13 protein-coding genes and 1 riboswitch are annotated in these 15,808 nt (G+C 61.0%); of the genes, 5 read left to right on the forward strand and 8 right to left on the reverse strand.

From position 1 onward, the window contains the following. Positions 1–14: 14 nt before the first annotated feature. The gene (gene gcvT / locus ASE60_RS11165; protein ID WP_057250236.1) at positions 15–1,154 is read right to left on the reverse strand and encodes a glycine cleavage system aminomethyltransferase GcvT; all 1,140 of its coding nucleotides are present in this window, start codon (positions 1,152–1,154) and stop codon (positions 15–17) included. 141 nt (positions 1,155–1,295) lie between these two features. Then, a riboswitch (glycine riboswitch) is annotated at positions 1,296–1,383 on the reverse strand. 162 nt (positions 1,384–1,545) lie between these two features. On the opposite strand from gcvT, the gene ASE60_RS11170 reads away from it, so the two are divergent. Further along, positions 1,546–1,935 carry a hypothetical protein gene (locus ASE60_RS11170; protein WP_057250347.1) on the forward strand — a complete coding sequence of 130 codons (390 nt, stop codon included), beginning with the start codon at positions 1,546–1,548 and terminating at the stop codon, positions 1,933–1,935. 96 nt (positions 1,936–2,031) lie between these two features. Continuing rightward, entirely contained in the window at positions 2,032–3,018 is a 987-nt protein-coding gene (locus tag ASE60_RS11175; protein ID WP_057250238.1) for a DUF1775 domain-containing protein, read from the forward strand. A 22-nt stretch (positions 3,019–3,040) separates the two neighbouring features. Here ASE60_RS11175 and ASE60_RS11180 read toward each other — a convergent pair whose 3' ends face one another. Further along, the gene (locus ASE60_RS11180; protein ID WP_057250240.1) at positions 3,041–3,397 is read right to left on the reverse strand and encodes a hypothetical protein; all 357 of its coding nucleotides are present in this window, start codon (positions 3,395–3,397) and stop codon (positions 3,041–3,043) included. A 209-nt stretch (positions 3,398–3,606) separates the two neighbouring features. On the opposite strand from ASE60_RS11180, the gene ASE60_RS11185 reads away from it, so the two are divergent. Further along, on the forward strand, positions 3,607–4,068 hold the full coding sequence (locus ASE60_RS11185; RefSeq protein ID WP_057250242.1) for a nuclear transport factor 2 family protein: 462 nt from the start codon (positions 3,607–3,609) through the stop codon (positions 4,066–4,068). Here the strand turns inward: ASE60_RS11185 and ASE60_RS11190 are convergent. Next, positions 4,032–4,346, reverse strand: coding sequence for a chaperone modulator CbpM (locus ASE60_RS11190; protein ID WP_057250244.1), 315 nt, complete (start codon positions 4,344–4,346; stop codon positions 4,032–4,034). The genes ASE60_RS11185 and ASE60_RS11190 overlap by 37 nt on opposite strands. Beyond that, entirely contained in the window at positions 4,343–5,263 is a 921-nt protein-coding gene (locus ASE60_RS11195; protein ID WP_057250246.1) for a DnaJ C-terminal domain-containing protein, read from the reverse strand. The genes ASE60_RS11190 and ASE60_RS11195 overlap by 4 nt, the downstream gene beginning before the upstream one ends. Before the next feature lie 270 nt (positions 5,264–5,533). Between ASE60_RS11195 and ASE60_RS11200 the strand changes: the two genes are divergently transcribed. Both ASE60_RS11200 and ASE60_RS36035 read left to right on the forward strand, forming a co-directional pair. Next, entirely contained in the window at positions 5,534–5,776 is a 243-nt protein-coding gene (locus ASE60_RS11200) for a hypothetical protein (RefSeq protein ID WP_057250349.1), read from the forward strand. Positions 5,777–5,993: 217 nt separating this feature from the next. Continuing rightward, a complete protein-coding gene (locus ASE60_RS36035; protein WP_255571446.1) occupies positions 5,994–6,119 on the forward strand; it encodes a hypothetical protein in 126 nt (41 codons plus the stop codon). Between the two features lie 175 nt (positions 6,120–6,294). On the opposite strand, the gene ASE60_RS11205 is transcribed toward ASE60_RS36035, so the two are convergent. Genes ASE60_RS11205 through ASE60_RS11220 form a run of 4 tightly spaced genes read right to left on the reverse strand, consistent with a single transcriptional unit; the run spans position 6,295 to position 15,656 of the window. Beyond that, positions 6,295–7,971 carry an SbmA/BacA-like family transporter gene (locus ASE60_RS11205; RefSeq protein ID WP_057250248.1) on the reverse strand — a complete coding sequence of 559 codons (1,677 nt, stop codon included), beginning with the start codon at positions 7,969–7,971 and terminating at the stop codon, positions 6,295–6,297. A 26-nt stretch (positions 7,972–7,997) separates the two neighbouring features. Further along, positions 7,998–9,317, reverse strand: coding sequence for a glucoamylase family protein (locus ASE60_RS11210; protein ID WP_057250250.1), 1,320 nt, complete (start codon positions 9,315–9,317; stop codon positions 7,998–8,000). 2 nt (positions 9,318–9,319) lie between these two features. Then, positions 9,320–13,171 carry a glycosyl transferase gene (locus ASE60_RS11215; protein WP_057250252.1) on the reverse strand — a complete coding sequence of 1,284 codons (3,852 nt, stop codon included), beginning with the start codon at positions 13,169–13,171 and terminating at the stop codon, positions 9,320–9,322. A 22-nt stretch (positions 13,172–13,193) separates the two neighbouring features. Next, positions 13,194–15,656, reverse strand: coding sequence for a phosphoketolase family protein (locus ASE60_RS11220; protein WP_082615814.1), 2,463 nt, complete (start codon positions 15,654–15,656; stop codon positions 13,194–13,196). Positions 15,657–15,808 lie beyond the last annotated feature (152 nt).

Genomic DNA, 15,808 nt, shown 5'->3' on the forward strand with positions numbered 1-15,808 from the left:
GCGCTCTCTCCTGATCAGCGTTTGTAGGTTTGTTTGACAAAGGGCAGGGCGGCGACCGCTATGGGCAGGTACTTGCCGCGCACTTCCGCAAAGAGGGTGGTGCCGATTTCGATGTGGCCGGCATCGACGTAGCCCATGGCGACGGGGCCATCGACGGAGGGGCCGAAACCACCCGACGTCACCTGGCCGACAGGCGTCTTGCCCTCGGCATCGGCGAACAGATTTGCGCCGCCGCGCACGGGCGCGCGTCCTTCCGGCTTCAAACCAACGCGGCGGCGCGAAGCGCCATCGGCCAGCTGGCCGAGGATGCGATCGGCACCGGGGAAGCCTCCCTCACGGGCGCCGCCGGCCCGCCGGGCCTTCTGCATCGCCCACTCGATGGCGCCCTCGACCGGCGTGGTCGTGGTGTCGATGTCGTTGCCATAAAGACAAAGACCCGCTTCCAGACGCAGCGAATCACGCGCGCCAAGGCCGATCGGCTTGACATCGGGATGCTCGAGCAGCCGCTGTGTGACATCCACTGCGGATGCGACGGGAATGGAGATTTCGAAACCGTCTTCGCCGGTGTAGCCGGAGCGGGAAATGATGCAGGCAACATCATGCAGATCGGCTTCGGCGACGTCCATGAAGCGCATGGCCGAGACATCGGCCCACAATTCGCCCAGCACGGCTTCGGCATGAGGACCCTGCAGCGCGATCAGCGCGCGGTCGTCGAGCATGGTGACTTCGCAGGTGTCGGCAAGCCCCTTTTTCAGATGCTCGAAATCCGCATCCTTGCAGGCGGCGTTGACGACGAGGAACAGGTGGTCGCCACGGTTGGCGATCATCAGGTCGTCGAGGATGCCGCCTTCGGCATTGGTGAAGATCGCATAACGCTGCCGGCCTTCGCCAAGGCCGAGCACATCGACCGGCACCAGCTTTTCAAGCGCAAGCGCTGCGTCTTCGATCTTGCCGGACTTCGGCCGGACAATGACCTGGCCCATATGCGAAACGTCGAAGAGACCGGCGGCAACACGGGTGTGCTGGTGCTCCTTCATCACGCCATCGGGGTACTGCACCGGCATGTCGTAACCGGCAAAGGGCACCATGCGCGCGCCGAGTGAAAGGTGCAGCGCATGCAGCGGCGTATGTTTCAAGTGGGGATTCTGTTCCAAATCCGGCCTCCAGGTCTGGCGCTCCCGCGCCGGCTCACACTTCCGGCGTCAATCGCCGTCGATTCGAGCCCCCTCTGTCCCTTTGCCTGAGATTGTTATCCCTTCGGCGAGCGTTGAAACGCTTCTCTCCAGAGTCCTACCGGCACCTTGCTGGTCCTTTGGCCTGAGAGTTTCCGGGGCGGTTGCTCCTTCGGCACCGGTTTGAACCGGCTTCTCCCAACAAGATCGTCTCCAGATAACGGCGAAGGCGGGAGCTTGGCAAGGGGGCGGTGTCGCGGTGAAACACATTTTTGTCGCACGACCAAAAGACGCAGCCAAGGCGGGTGCGGCAATTCTGTCTTTGCATTCTTCTCCGGTTGAGGATAACCCAAGTGAAATACCGGGGATGACCATGACAGGGCGCGAAGGCAAATTCGGGATAGCAGTGCGGCTGATCGCCGTATTCGCGCTCGTGTTTCTGACCTTTGCCCACAAGCCGCTCATCGCCAAAACGCTGACGCCGGACGAGATCGCCGCCTATCAGCTGCCTGACGGTTCGATCGCCGAAATCTGCTTCGGCATGAACGGCGTCGACCACCAGAGCGGCAAGGGCCAATCCATGGCCCCGGTTTGCGAAGCCTGCCGGCTCTCAGGTTCGATCCTCCTGCCAGTTCCGCCGACCGAGAGCGTTCGCGCCGGTGCCGGCGAATGGCAGTTATCGCCGGTTCTCGCTGAGAACGCCACGCCCCATCAGCATCTGCGCTTGCTGCCGCCTTCGCGCGGGCCGCCTGCGCATTCGTAATCCTCCTCTCGCATTCCCACTACAATTCGCCGCCTTCAAGCGGCTTGGACCACCGGAAACCGGGCAAAGGCCCGCGCGTGGTCAGGAGATTACGACATGAACACGACCAGACTGGCTTCGCTTTCGCTCGGCCTTACCCTTGCCGCAAGCGGCATTGCCCACGCGCACGCCACCTTCGAAAACGACACGGCGCCGGTGGAGAGCACCTTCAAGGCGGTGCTGCAGGTGCCACACGGCTGCGACGGCAAGCCGACGACGGAAGTGCAGATCAAGCTGCCCGAAGGCTTCGTCTTCGCCAAGCCGCAGCCGAAGCCCGGCTGGGAGCTCGAGGTGATCAAGGGCGATTACCAGAAAACCTATGACAATCATGGCGAGAAGGTCTCGTCCGGCCCGGTGGAAATCCGCTGGAAGGGCGGCAACCTCTCGGACGACTACTACGACACCTTTGTCGTACGCGGCAAACTCTCGGGCTTCGACAAGGAAACCGTGCTTGCGTTCCCGACCACGCAGCTTTGCGGAACCGAAGGCAAGGTCGTCTGGGATCAGGTTGCTGCCGAAGGCCAGAACGCGCATGACCTGAAGAGCCCGGCGCCGACCGTGACGGTAACCATGGCCGACGCTGCCGATCCTCATGCCGGCCATGGCGGGCACATGGCTGCTGCCGACGGGGCAGCGAAACTTGGCGACCTCGAGATATCAGGCGGCTCGGTTAAGGCCATGTTGCCGGGCGCCAAGGTCGGCGGCGGCTTCCTGACGATCAGGAATGGCGGGGCAGGCGAGGATCGGCTCGTGGCCGTCGAAAGCCCCGCGGCTGCTCGCGTCGAGATCCACGAGATGAAAATGGAAAACGACGTGATGAAGATGCGCAAGCTCGATGACGGCGTTGCAGTACCGGCCGGTGAAACGGTCGAGCTCAAGGCCGGCGGCCTGCATCTGATGTTCATGGACGTGAAGACGCCGTTCAAGGAAGGTGATGCCGTTCCCGTCACGCTCGTCTTCGAAAAGGCTGGCAAGGTCGATGCGGCATTCCCGGTTGGCTCGGCCAAGGGCGGCGAGGCGGCCGGCGGCCACAAGCATCACTGATTGAGATATTGCGACGCTCGCCTCAGGCGGCGTCGCTTTCATCCTCTTGGCCGGCCGGTTCATCCTGCCGGCCTTCGTTTTCGCGGCTCTCGGATCCGTCGTCGTCATCGCGCATGAATTCGAGATAGCGGCGCAGCGCTTCGGCTTCCGAACGTTCCGGCAACCGGCCATCGGCGCTCATGAGCATGAAGGAGAGGGGCAGGGCGCCCTTGGTCTTGGGGATCGAGACCGGCGTCAGTGCGGGCTCCTCGGCGCGCCGGATCGAAAGCAGCGTGATCGCTTCGTCGGTCGGACCGTCACCCCGCACGCGTGCAGACGGCTTCAGCGCTTCCGCTGCATAAGCCGCTGTCGTCGCGGATACTGTGACGACCTGTGTCACGTCTTTCCTGCTTTCCCGTCGTTCAATCCTTTCTTGTCGCTCAACTCCACTTGCAGGCGTGTAAAAGCCAGCACCTGCCTTTTAATAAAATCCTAACGACAGCCAGATTCGTGGCACTTGCGGTGAACGAATCCCGAAGCGCGAACCTGTACTTGCGATATCACTAAAGTTCGCGCACACTCGCCCAGATAGAAACGGGGAGGCTTCAAATGACCGAGCGAAGCGTGTTGGAAACCAGGATTCGGGCCCTCTACCTTGCCCGCAACGTCAACGACCTCGACACCATGATGGCGCAACTCGATCCAGACTTCAGCTTCCGCATCGTCGGAAACGGCAGGCTCGGCACGATGGCGCTCGGGGTCAACACGCCGGAAACGGTGCGCAGCAGTTTCCAGGCCCTCGTTGAGAACTGGGACCTGAGCGAGATGGAGATGGTTGGCGCTTACGCTGACGGCGATACTATCGTCGTCCACCGCGCCGGCGTCGTTTGCTTCATTCCATCGCAAACCCGTCAACGGACCGAAATCATCGACAAGTTCACGTTCCGTGACGGGTGGATCGTCGATCTGACGGAGTTCGTTGACACCTTGTTCGTCGCCGAAACGATCGGGCTACTGGACGCGCGGGACAGAGACTATTCGTCCTCAACTCTGGACAGGATGAGCCTTTGAACTTCCGGTTCCTGGGATCGGATGGCGTTCATCAACACGGCGAGGCGGCTGCGCAGGCCGTGGATCTGGTCGAGCAGCCGCATGGCGACATCAACGCCGTCGTCGTTGACGCCCATTGGACCTGTCAGATCCTGGATCAGACGGGCGCGGGCGAGGTCGGCGTCTTCGAAAAGCCAGCCGGAGTCGGCCTCGCGCGGCATCAGCCAACGCTGTTCGATCCAGATGCGCAAGACCTTCACCTCGATGTCGAGGTGTTCGCAGAATTCGCGGTCGTTCATGCTTGCCCTCCCATGCCTTTGCGCGGGTCTTCCGTCTTTCCGTCTGCCCAGCTTTCAACGAAGGCGGATAGCGCCGGATCGGGGGTCTGCGGCAGCACGATCTTCAGGCTGACATAGGCATCGCCATGGCCGCCGCCGGACTTGTGCAGGCCCTTGCCCTTCAAACGCAATGTCTTGCCGGTGTTGGAGTGCGGCGGGATCGTGACATTGACCGCCCCGTCGATCGTCGGAACCCGGATCTTGCCGCCGAGCACCGCTTCACTCAGTGAGATCGGCACCTCGTAGCGAACGTCGTCACCATCGGTTGCAAAAAGAGGATGCGGCCTGACGCGGATATCGATCAGCGCGTCGCCGGCCGGCGCACCGTTGAACCCGGGTTCGCCCTTGCCACGCAGCCGCAGCGTCTGGCCGTCGCGCGTGCCGGGCGGGATGGTGAGATCAAGCGCCGGTCCGCCGCCCGGCAGGCTGATCTCGGTCTTGGTGCCGTTGGCCGCGTCGAGAAAGCCGATCTCCATGGAAAAGTGCTGATCACGGCCGCGCTGGCGTTGCTGCTGGCCGCCGCTGCGACGGGAAAAGAAACTCGAGAATATATCGTCCGCATCCGCGAAATCCGAAAAGCCATGTGCGCTCTCGTAGCGTCCCGCCGTATCTCCAGACGAGGCATAGTCGCGGTAGTAGTGGCGGGGTGCAGTCTCCGCACCCGTCTCGTCAATTTCGCCGCGATCGTATTTGCCGCGTTTCTCCTCGTCACTGAGGAGGGCGTAGGCCGCCGAAACAGCCTTGAAGCGGTCCTCCGCTCCTTTGTCTCCCGGGTTAAGATCCGGGTGCAATTTCTTGGCGAGCTTGCGATAGGCGCTCTGGATGTCCTTTTGTGTCGCTTCGCGGCTGACGCCGAGCGTTTCGTATGGGCTCGTCATGCGGTCTCCCTCAGGCGGCATCGATTGAGGTCGCATCGCCGACGCTCTGCGTGCGTTGCGATCATGCGTCTTCAATCACTCGCCTAAGAGCATAGGGCGGATTTTCGCGCGCGACAGGGGCGGCGCACCATGCGTGACGCATTGTCGCCGGCGCGGCCGGTTGCGGCTCTGCACCTTCGACCATTTCGCGAATTCGCGATCTCTGATACAATCAACGCCGGGAAGTTTTCTTTGGGGTGCAACGTTGCCTCGAAGCTCGGGGAGGTCGAAATGTCCGTCCGCCTGCAACTCGCCATCATGGTCGGCCTGATGATCAATGCCATCCTGTTCGGGATCGGCATCGTAACGGTTTTGTCGATCCCGGTTCTCGCCGACAACGCGAAGTATTCGATCCCGGCCCTGGTCGTCGCCTGTTTTGTCACGACGCCGTTCGTCGCCTGGTTCATGGCGCCGCGGCTTCGCCTCAGATACTGGCAGGAGCGGGAGCAGGGGAACAAGCAGCAGCCGATCTAGCCCGCGCGCTCATCGATCATTGACCAAGATTTACACAAATTCATGGAGATTCTGGATGCGCGAGCGGCCAAGTGGTCGCCGGTACAAATTACATCTTCAACGATCAAGCGTTTTGCTATACCACCGGCCAGATGCCCCTTGTCCTGTAGGCTAATCCTTATATATCCACTAGACTCAAGGACATAGCCGCTGTTAAGGCCCGAAAGGAACCGACTTCATGAGAACGATCGTATTGCTGTTCGCACTCGTCACTCTGGCCGCCTGCTCGCAGACCGGCGGCGGTGGCACGCACTATGTTGGCGGTGACGGCGATTACTACCAGGGCATCGTCGCCCCCCGGTAACAGCGGTCGTTTTCCATCGATCACTTGGCTGCCGCGAGCGCGCCTTCGCCAGAGGGAAAAGGCTCGGCTAGTCTGGTGGGCCAGCGGCCGCCGGGCCCAAAGTGACAGGCTTTGGCCGCCCCTGCATCGCGCTTGATGTCGTCCCGAGCAAGGAGTGCGGTGCGAGGCGAAGCGGTCATGCTCGGCGATGGGTCCATGTCCAACGGCCATCCTCCTGACAATCCAGCACGGCTTCGTAGAGATCACGCGCGTCGCCTTCTTCGCCATTGTTGATGCAGGTAATCGCGTTCTTGGAGAGCAGGTTCAGCACCTTCCGAAACGTTTCATGACCGAGGGTTGCTTCAAGCCGGTCAAGAAAGACATATCGCGGTCTGGCGAGAAGCACCTTGGCGACAGCCAGGAGCTGTTGCTCGCCTAAGGACATCTCCCGGTCCTGTTCCTTCTCGAGCCCGAGCGCGTCGTGAACAAGGCCGTCGAGGCCAACGCTGCGCACGACCTCGAGCATTTGACTGTCGGAGGCATCGCCCGGGTTATCCGGAGGCAGAAGAATTTGCCGAAGCGACCCCGGCGGCAGATATGGGCGCTGCGGAAGAAACATCAGGTCGTTCGGGCGCAGGATCCGCCCGGCGCCGGCGGTCGGAATTCCGGCGGTTGCCCTGAAGAGCGCTGCACCTGCAGCCCCATGCGATCCCGATATCAACACCGGTGTTCCCGGCGGGATCGTTACCGACAGATCATGTAGCAATGCGTGGCCGCCAGCCGAGCCCAACGTCACGTGGTCGAAGGCCAAATCGCCATCTTGCTTGACCAGTTCGATGCCGGTCCCACCACCCCTTGTTCGGCTCTTTTCAATGGCTTCGAGCAGGGAACTCAGCCGGGAAACCACTGCAGCGAAATTTGAGATCGAATTGAATTGCCGAACGATCAAGGAGAACGCGCCCACGAGCATGGCAAAGGCCGCGCCTGATTGGGTGATCACTCCGAATTCGATTTCCCCCCGCATGAAAGCCGGAGCAATGATCAAGTCCGGGATGATCTGAATCATCCAATTGTAGCCGCTCGTAAAATAGGCCAGGTTCCGGTTGACCGCGGTAATGGTGAGGATGTTGGCGATCAGATCATCTAGGCGCTGCATCAATCGCGTTTTTTGCTGGCCTTCAACGCTGGCCACCATCACCGATTCAGCGTTTTCGCGCACATGCATGAGGCTGGACCTGAAGCTCGCTTCCTTGTCGAGTCGCTCATAGTTCAGGCCGATGAGAGGGCGCCCCAAAACGATCGTCATGTAGGAGCCGCAAGCCGCATATAGCACGGCTACGACAAACAGCAGGGGACTTATGGACCAAAGCACGCCTGAGAACGTCACCACCGTCAGTGTACTGCTGAACAACATGATGATGTAGGAGAGGGTGGTGACCGTGAATGCCTGGATGTCTTCGGATATCCGCTGGTCCGGGTGGCTCAGCGTCCCTGAGACCTCCAGGCGATAGTAGGCCTCATTCTCCAGATAGAGATCGACGGCGCGTCTCGTCAGGAACCCGCGCCAAAGCAGCGCCAGCCGTTCTTCGACAAAGCGCGCGATGACGCCGACAACGGTGAGGACGGCAAAGACGCAGACGTAAAAGACCGCTTGCCGAACGAACTCATCCATCTGGCGCTCGGCGATCGCAGTCATGAAATTGCGGCCGACGTAATTGTTCACCACGTTGAGGCCATTCAAGCCGAAGAGCAGAGCCATGAGCCCGGCAAACATCCACCTGGCCCTGCCGCCGACTTCGGATGTCAGGAAAAATCGGACAGCTCTTGCGAAACGAAATGCGGTCGTTCTGATCGGTACTGGCTGGCTGTCCATCTGAGTACCTTTTGTTGGTTTGGCCCTCAGAGCCAGCCGCCGGAAAAACCTGCACGCCTCAATCCCACCACCACAGGCGCGCACCGGCGCATGATGTTCCACAGCAAGCCTGTTCGGTAGTTCTCGATCATCAGGACGACCGGGCCCTGGTCGATGCCGAAGTGGTAGGGGCTGACCCACCAACCGGCTTCGGTTCCTTCCACCGGAAAGCTTCGGTTGAACGATGGCTTGAAGCCGTAAAGCCTGGTCATGCCGAGCTTCATGCGGGCGCAGTTCCAGATTGTCGGGATGACGATCTCCGGCGCGAACGGCAGCGAGGCGACGACGGCCCAGGGCGACACGGTTCCGTCATCCGGGCCGAAGGGCGCGCCGCGGGCGAGATAATCGAAAAACTCCCTTTCGCTGCCGTTCACGGTACGCTTGGTCCAACCCGGACCGTCGCTCGCCGTGAAGCCCCAGCAATGCTCGCCGTAGCCGACGAAATTCTGCGGATTGCGGATGGCATATTCCTGCTGGACGAATGTCGCGTGCCGGCTGTTCTGGAAATAGTCGCTGTTGTGCTCGCGCATGAACTCGTCACGGATCCCACGGAAATCGATCCACATATGCGAGAGCTGGTGGGTGAAGAGAGGGCCCGAATAGAGCAGCTCGCGACCATAAAGGTTCCGCCAGTCGTAGCTTTCGGTATAGGCGGCATAGGCTTCCGCCGGCAGCGGATGGGTCGGCGAGCCGAGACCGAGTATGTAGAGAAGCAGGCCCTCGTCGTAGCCGCGCCAGCGATAGGGAATGAAGCCGTTCTCCGGACGCCAGCCATGGGTCAGCGTAAGTCCATGATCGCAGGCCCAGTTCCAGTCGGCACGCTCATAGAGCGCATTTGCCGACCGTCGAATTTCAATTTCATCCGGCGTATCGCCATCAAAATAGGCGGCCACCGTCAGTGCACCAGCGAAAAGGAAGGCGGAATCGATCGTCGACAGCTCGCATTCCCAAACGCGCCTGCCGGTCTCGATATCCAGGAAGTGATAGAAGAAGCCTTTGTAGCCGGAAGCGTCCGGCTCCGGCCCCTGCGGACATTGCAGAAGAAACTGCAGCCGTCGACGCGCGATCTTTGCGGCGAACTTGCGAATGACAATGCCCCGCTCGATAAGCACGGGTATCGTCGCGAGCGCCATACCGATCGCCGCAATACTTGCGGGTGCATCTTCCTGTGTCTTGTCGCGCACCAGGCCGTTATCGGGATTGGTGCAATGCAGATAGTACAGAAGCGTCGTGAACTGGAGCCGGGCAAGATCCTGCTCGGTCGGCATCCGGTTCAGTTCGGGATCTGTCGACAACAATCCCGACATGGCTAGGCCACCACGAGGCGGACGTCGTGATCTCGTCCGTCGTCCACGAGTGGAACACTTCGGTCAGCGACCTTCCTGCCATCAAGGCTCAGCGAATAGTGCTTCTGTCCTCGTTTGGAATCTCGGCTCACCTTGATACGGTATGTTGATCTCCCATGCCGAAAATCAACATCGTATGTCGACCACCCGGTGGGAATGCACGGCTCGACAAAAAGCCGGGGCCCCTGACGGCGAATGCCGAGAATGGCCTCAAGACCAACGCGGTACAGCCAGCCCGCCGATCCCGTATACCAGGTCCAGCCACCGCGGCCGGTGTGAGGAGCGGCGCCATAGACGTCGGCGCTGACAACATATGGCTCGACCATGTAGCGGTCGGTGTCTTTGGGTGACAGGGCATGGTTGATGGGATTGAGCATGCTCCAGAGCTGAAACGCCCGATCGCCATCCCCCAGCAATGCTGTCGCCAGCGCCACCCACGTGGCCGCGTGGGTGTACTGGCCGCCATTCTCCCGAATTCCGGGCACATAGCCCTTTATGTAGCCGGGCTGCAGCGCGCCCTTGTCGAACGGCGGATCGAAAAGCTGTATCAAGCCGCTGTCGGTACGAACGAGCCGCTCCCAAACCGCGCGCATTGCCTGCGCGGCGCGCTCGGCATCTGCAGCACCCGAGATAACTGCCCAGGCCTGCGGGATCGCGTCGATCTGACACTCGTCGTTCGACTGGGACCCGAGGGGAGTGCCATCGTCGAAGTAGGCACGGCGATACCAGGCGCCATCCCAGGCGTGGGTCTCCAGGGATATGCGCAGGGTCTCGGCGCGCTCCTTGCACCATTTGGCCCGTTCGTCATCTGCCATCGCCGATGCGATGGCGGCAAAGGATCCAAGGACGGTCAGAAAGAACCATCCGTTCCATACGCTCTCGCCTTTGCCTTCCGCGCCGACCCGGTTCATGCCGTCGTTCCAATCGCCCGTTCCCATAAGCGGAAGCCCGTGGCTGCCTAGCCGCAAACCTCGGTCAAGTGCCAGACAGCAGTGCTCATAGACGGTCCCGCTCTCCTGGCTGGCCGGAGGCACCTCGTAGCGCTCCTCCTCCTCGTCCTCTAGAGGCGGCGAGACGATGAAAGGAACCTGTTCGCTGAGGACCCCGTAGTCTCCGGAGACCGATACATAGTGATGGACGACGTAGGGCAGAAAGTAGAGGTCATCCGTCATGCGTGTGCGCACGCCGGCACCCGATGGCGGATGCCACCAATGTTGAACGTCTCCCTCGGCAAACTGGCGCGAGGCAGCGCGAAGGATGTGCGTTCGCGCTTCATCGGGCGCGCAATGGACGAGGGCTGCGACGTCCTGGAGCTGGTCGCGAAATCCATAGGCGCCGCCGGATTGGTAGAACCCTGTTCGCGCCCAGATACGGCAAGCCAACACCTGATAGAGCAACCAGCGGTTCATCATGAGGTTGAAGGCCGTATCTGGCGTTCGGACCGTGACGGCGTTCAGCAAATGATCCCACTGTTGTGAAACGGCTGCCAGCGCGTTCCTGGCGCCCCTCGGTTCGGCATGTTCGCGGACGAGCCTGCGCATTTCCTCGCGGCTTTCGGCCTGCCCGAGCACGAATACCAGCTCGACGGTCACCGCCGGCGGGATTGAAACGCTGACCATGAGGGCTGCGCAGGGGTCGAGCAGAGAACCGGTTTGTCCCCCGAGATCGAAGCCTTCCAATCCCACCGGCTGAGCGATGAAACCGTTTCTGCCGAGGAACGCGCGCCGATCGCATGTGAACGATCGGACAGGCGCGCTTGAGGCGGCGAATGCGAGCGTTCCGGAAAAATCCCCTTCCCAGACGTTCCGGGCAACGATAGCACCGATCTCGCTGTCAAATTCGCATTCAACCCGGGAGCATGCGCTTTCGCGCAGCGTGCCGAGGACCCATTCAACGAAGTAGGTGGCGGTAAGGCGGCGAAGTCGTTTTCCGTCGTTGCGAATAGCAAGGCGGACAACCTTGATCGCTCCCGAGGCCGGCACGTGGACAGTCATTTCATGATGCAATGGTCCGCGACTGCTTTCGTAGCACGTGTAACCTTGACCATGCTTCGTCCTCGTCGTCGATGTCTGGCCGAGAGGCAAAGGCGTCGGCGTCCATAGCTCCGCCGTCTGCTCATCGCGCAAGTAGATAACTTCACTCGGCGGGTCCGAGACCGGGTCGTTAGACCAGGGCGTGAGCCTGTTCAGTTGGCTGTTGCCCGCCCAAGTGTACCCAAGACCGCTGTCGCTCGTCAGGCAGCCAAACGCGCTATTGGCAAGGACGTTACACCACGGCGTTGGCGTCGCATCCGCTCCGATCACATATTCGCGCCCGTCTTTGGTAAACCCTCCACGGCCATTCCAAAAAAGCAGGCCATCTCGTGGTGCCTCGTGACGCCTTTCGTGCGCGGCGGAAACATTCGTCCTGGTCTCGTTCAGCGTCGGAAAAGTGGTGGCCGATCTCGCCGAAAGTTGATCTGAAAGGGATCCTTGACTGCAGCAAAGGACGAGGCGCGCGGCGGCCGTGATCGCATTTTCTGCACTGGCCGAAACACTGGCCCTCGGTGGGAAATGAATACCCCCGGCTTTGCCGAGGGTTTGCTCCACATGGGCCGTCGCCTTGGCGCTCAACTGCAAGCTTTCGCTGGCTTCCCTTTCATCGAGGACCGCGAGATCGAAGGGAAATCCGCGACTGGCAAGGAATGCGTGGGCCTTGATGACATTGTCGACGAGAGAGTCCTCGCCTGTTTTGTCGATACGCAGCAGGAGAATTGGGATGGCTCCCGATAGTCCCGCCGATCCCAAGTCGTCGCGGTTCAGCCGCCTCGTGTCGGGCGTGCTGCCTTCCCTTAAGCCGGGAACAGAAAATGCCAGATGTGCTACGAGCCGATTGTAGACGGCCAACTCTTGAGGAGAGGGTGACCGGGGCGGGCCTTCATTGTTTTTCTCGGCATCCACCAACGTTTGGCGCGCGGCGTCGATATTGGCGAAGCGTCTTGCTATTGCGGCAGCGTCTACATCACTATCGGCTGCGCCCGTTACGAACGCGATCACTTCCGCTCCGGAGGGTTCCAGATCGACTGTCCGGCGCAGGCTGAAGATAGGGTCGAGCACGGGACCCGTCGTCCCTGATAGACGGCTCCCCGGCGCCAGGGCGTCAGGGTTTGACGCCGTCCGCCGCCGGCCAAGAAATCTGTAGCGGTCCGTTTCATATTCCACCGCATGGCCCTGGCGGCTTGACGCAGACACGTGCACCGCCCAGACGGGGCGCTCCGATGCACTGCGCGGCCGGCGCCGCGCGAACAAAGCGGTTGTTTCGGTGTCGAACCAGGTTTCGATGAAAAGCTTGGCAAATGCCGGATGTGCGCTATCGGCGCTTCGGCCATTCAGGCAGACTTCGGAATAGCTTGTCAGCTCAAGCTTTCTCGCTTTCTTACCCTTGTTGCAGAGTTTCAGCAAACGCACCTCGGCATCGCAATCCAGTGCGACCGACACGTCCCATCGAATATCGATGTCTCCGAGCAAACAGCGGTACTCGGCACGATCGCCGCGAAACGTGTGTTCGTAGATCGCATCCGGATGGCAGATCGGCTGCCGGCCAATCGACCAGACCTCACCGCTCTCAAGGTCGCGGATGTAGCAGAACTGGCCCCAGCAATCGCGTGTGCCGTCCTCACGCCAACGCGTGATATCGAGGCCGTGCCAGGTTTCATACCCGGCGCCGGCCTCGGTCAGAAGCACGTTGTAGTGCCCATTCGAAAGCAGGATCGTGTCAGGAGGCACGCCTGCCTGATGTGTCGCACTGACGTCAACCTTGCCAACTGGCCGGACCATCAGACCGATCCTTCATTGCGGGCTACACGTTGTCACCCTCGGTCGACGTCCTCGGCTTCGCCTGTTGCGCACCCTGAACGCCCCATTTCCAACCGCTGATCGACGGCATGTCGTCGCCATGCTTCTCGATATATTCCCGATGCTCGATCAGCTTGGCTTGAATTGCCTGCTTGAAATAGGCGGCGCGCGCCCCGAGTTGGGGCAGGCGGTCGATGACATCGCCGGCGAGATGGAAACGATCGAGCTCGTTGAGCACCACCATGTCGAACGGCGTCGTCGTCGTGCCTTCCTCCTTGTAGCCACGAACGTGCAGGTTGCCGTGGTTGGTGCGGCGGTAGGTGAGGCGATGGATCAGCCACGGATAGCCGTGGAAGGCGAAGATGATCGGCTTGTCCCTGGTGAAGATACCATCGAAATCACGGTCCGTGAGGCCGTGGGGATGTTCTTCCGCCGGTTGCAGTTTCATCAGGTTGACGACATTGACGACCCGCACTTTCACTTCCGGAAGATGCTCGCGCAACAATTGCACCGCGGCCAGCGTTTCGAGCGTCGGAGTGTCGCCGCAGCAGGCCATGACGACATCCGGTTCGCTGTCGGCATCGTTGCTCGCCCAATCCCAGATGCTGACGCCCATGCTGCAATGGCGCACGGCCTGTTCCATCGTCAGCCATTGCGGCCCGGGTTGCTTTCCCGCCACGACGACGTTGATGTAGTTGCGGCTGCGCAGGCAATGGTCGGTGACGGACAGCAGCGTGTTGGCGTCCGGTGGCAGGTAGACGCGGATGACGTCGGCCTTCTTGTTGACGACGTGATCGATGAAGCCGGGATCCTGATGGCTGAAGCCGTTGTGGTCCTGCCGCCAGACATGGGAACTCAGGAAGTAGTTTAGCGACCCCACCGGCCGGCGCCAGGGGATCTCGTTGCAGACTTTCAGCCACTTGGCATGCTGGTTGAACATTGAATCGATGATGTGGATGAAGGCTTCGTAGCAGGAGAAGAAGCCGTGGCGGCCGGTCAGCAGATAGCCTTCGAGCCAGCCCTGGCACTGGTGTTCGCTCAGCACCTCCATGATGCGGCCATCCGGTGAGAGGTGGTCGTCCTCCGGATAGATTTCGGCCATGTAGCAGCGATTGGTGACCTCCAGCACGTCCTGCCAGCGGTTCGAGTTGTTTTCATCCGGACTGAACAGGCGGAAGTTCTTGGCGTCCATGTTGGATTTCATCACGTCGCGCAGGAACTTGCCCATGACGCGGGCCGCTTCCACATTGGTCCCGCCGGGACGGGGAACCTCGACGGCATAGTCGCGGAAGGCCGGCATCTTCAGATCGCGCAGCAACAGGCCGCCATTGGCGTGCGGATTGTCGCTCATGCGGCGATGTCCCCTTGGCGCAAGTGCTGCGATCTCCGGCTTCAGCCGGCCTTGATCGCTGAAAAGCTCCTCGGGGCGATAGCTCTTCATCCATTGCTCGAGGATGCGGATGTGCTCGGGCTTGTCCATCTCGCCCATCGGCACCTGATGCGCCCGCCAGTAGCCCTCGCATTTCTTGCCATCGATCTCCGGGGGGCAGGTCCAGCCCTTCGGCGTGCGGAAGACGATCATCGGCCATGCCGGCCGCTTCAGATTGCCCCTCACGCGGGCATCGTCCCAGATCTGCCGGATCTCGGCCATCGCCGTATCGAGCACAGCGGCGAGTTGCTGATGCACGTTTGCCGGATCATGCCCTTCGACGAAGTAGGGCTTGTAGCCCATGCCCTCGAAGAACTTCTGCAGCTCGTCGCGCGGAATGCGGGCGAGGAAGCACGGATTGGCGATCTTGTAGCCGTTCAGATGCAGGATCGGCAGCACGCAGCCGTCGCGGGCAGGGTTCAGGAACTTGTTGCTCTGCCAGCCGGTCGCAAGCGGCCCGGTCTCGGCCTCGCCATCGCCGACGATGCAGGCGACGACAAGGTCCGGGTTATCGAAGGCGGCGCCATAGGCGTGGCTCAACGCATAACCGAGTTCGCCGCCCTCATGGATGCTGCCGGGCGTTTCCGGCGCCACGTGGCTCGGGATGCCGCCTGGAAAACTGAACTGCTTGAAGAGCCGCTGCATACCCTCGGCATCTTCACCGATGTTCGGATAGAACTCGGTGTAGGTCCCTTCGAGATAGGCATGCGCCACTAGCGACGGCCCGCCGTGCCCCGGCCCGATGATATAGATCATGTTGAGATCGTCGCGCTTGATCACGCGGTTGAGATGCACATAGAGCATGTTGAGGCCGGGCGAGGTGCCCCAGTGGCCGAGCAGGCGCGGCTTGATGTGTTCGCGTTTCAGCGGCTCGCGCAGGAGCGGATTGTCGAGCAGATAGATCTGGCCGACAGAAAGGTAGTTCGACGCGCGCCAATAGGCGTCCATCAGTCGGAGTTCGTCTGCCGATAATGGCGTTGTTGAATGCGAGCTCCCGGATGCCGTCTCTTTCATCGATACCGTTTCAGGCGAAACCATCTGAACCTCCCGATCATTAGGACATTGCCTGGATTTCTCCGACTTGCAGTCGTGCAAGCCACTGCAGTCTCTTGAATTCGCTACGGTCGTTGCTGTTTGCCGGCGACGGGCAGAATGATGGAACACCTGTCTTCGGACGACAGCGGCTGGGA

It is taken from the genome of Ensifer sp. Root278 (assembly GCF_001429285.1).
GTDB lineage: Bacteria > Pseudomonadota > Alphaproteobacteria > Rhizobiales > Rhizobiaceae > Ensifer.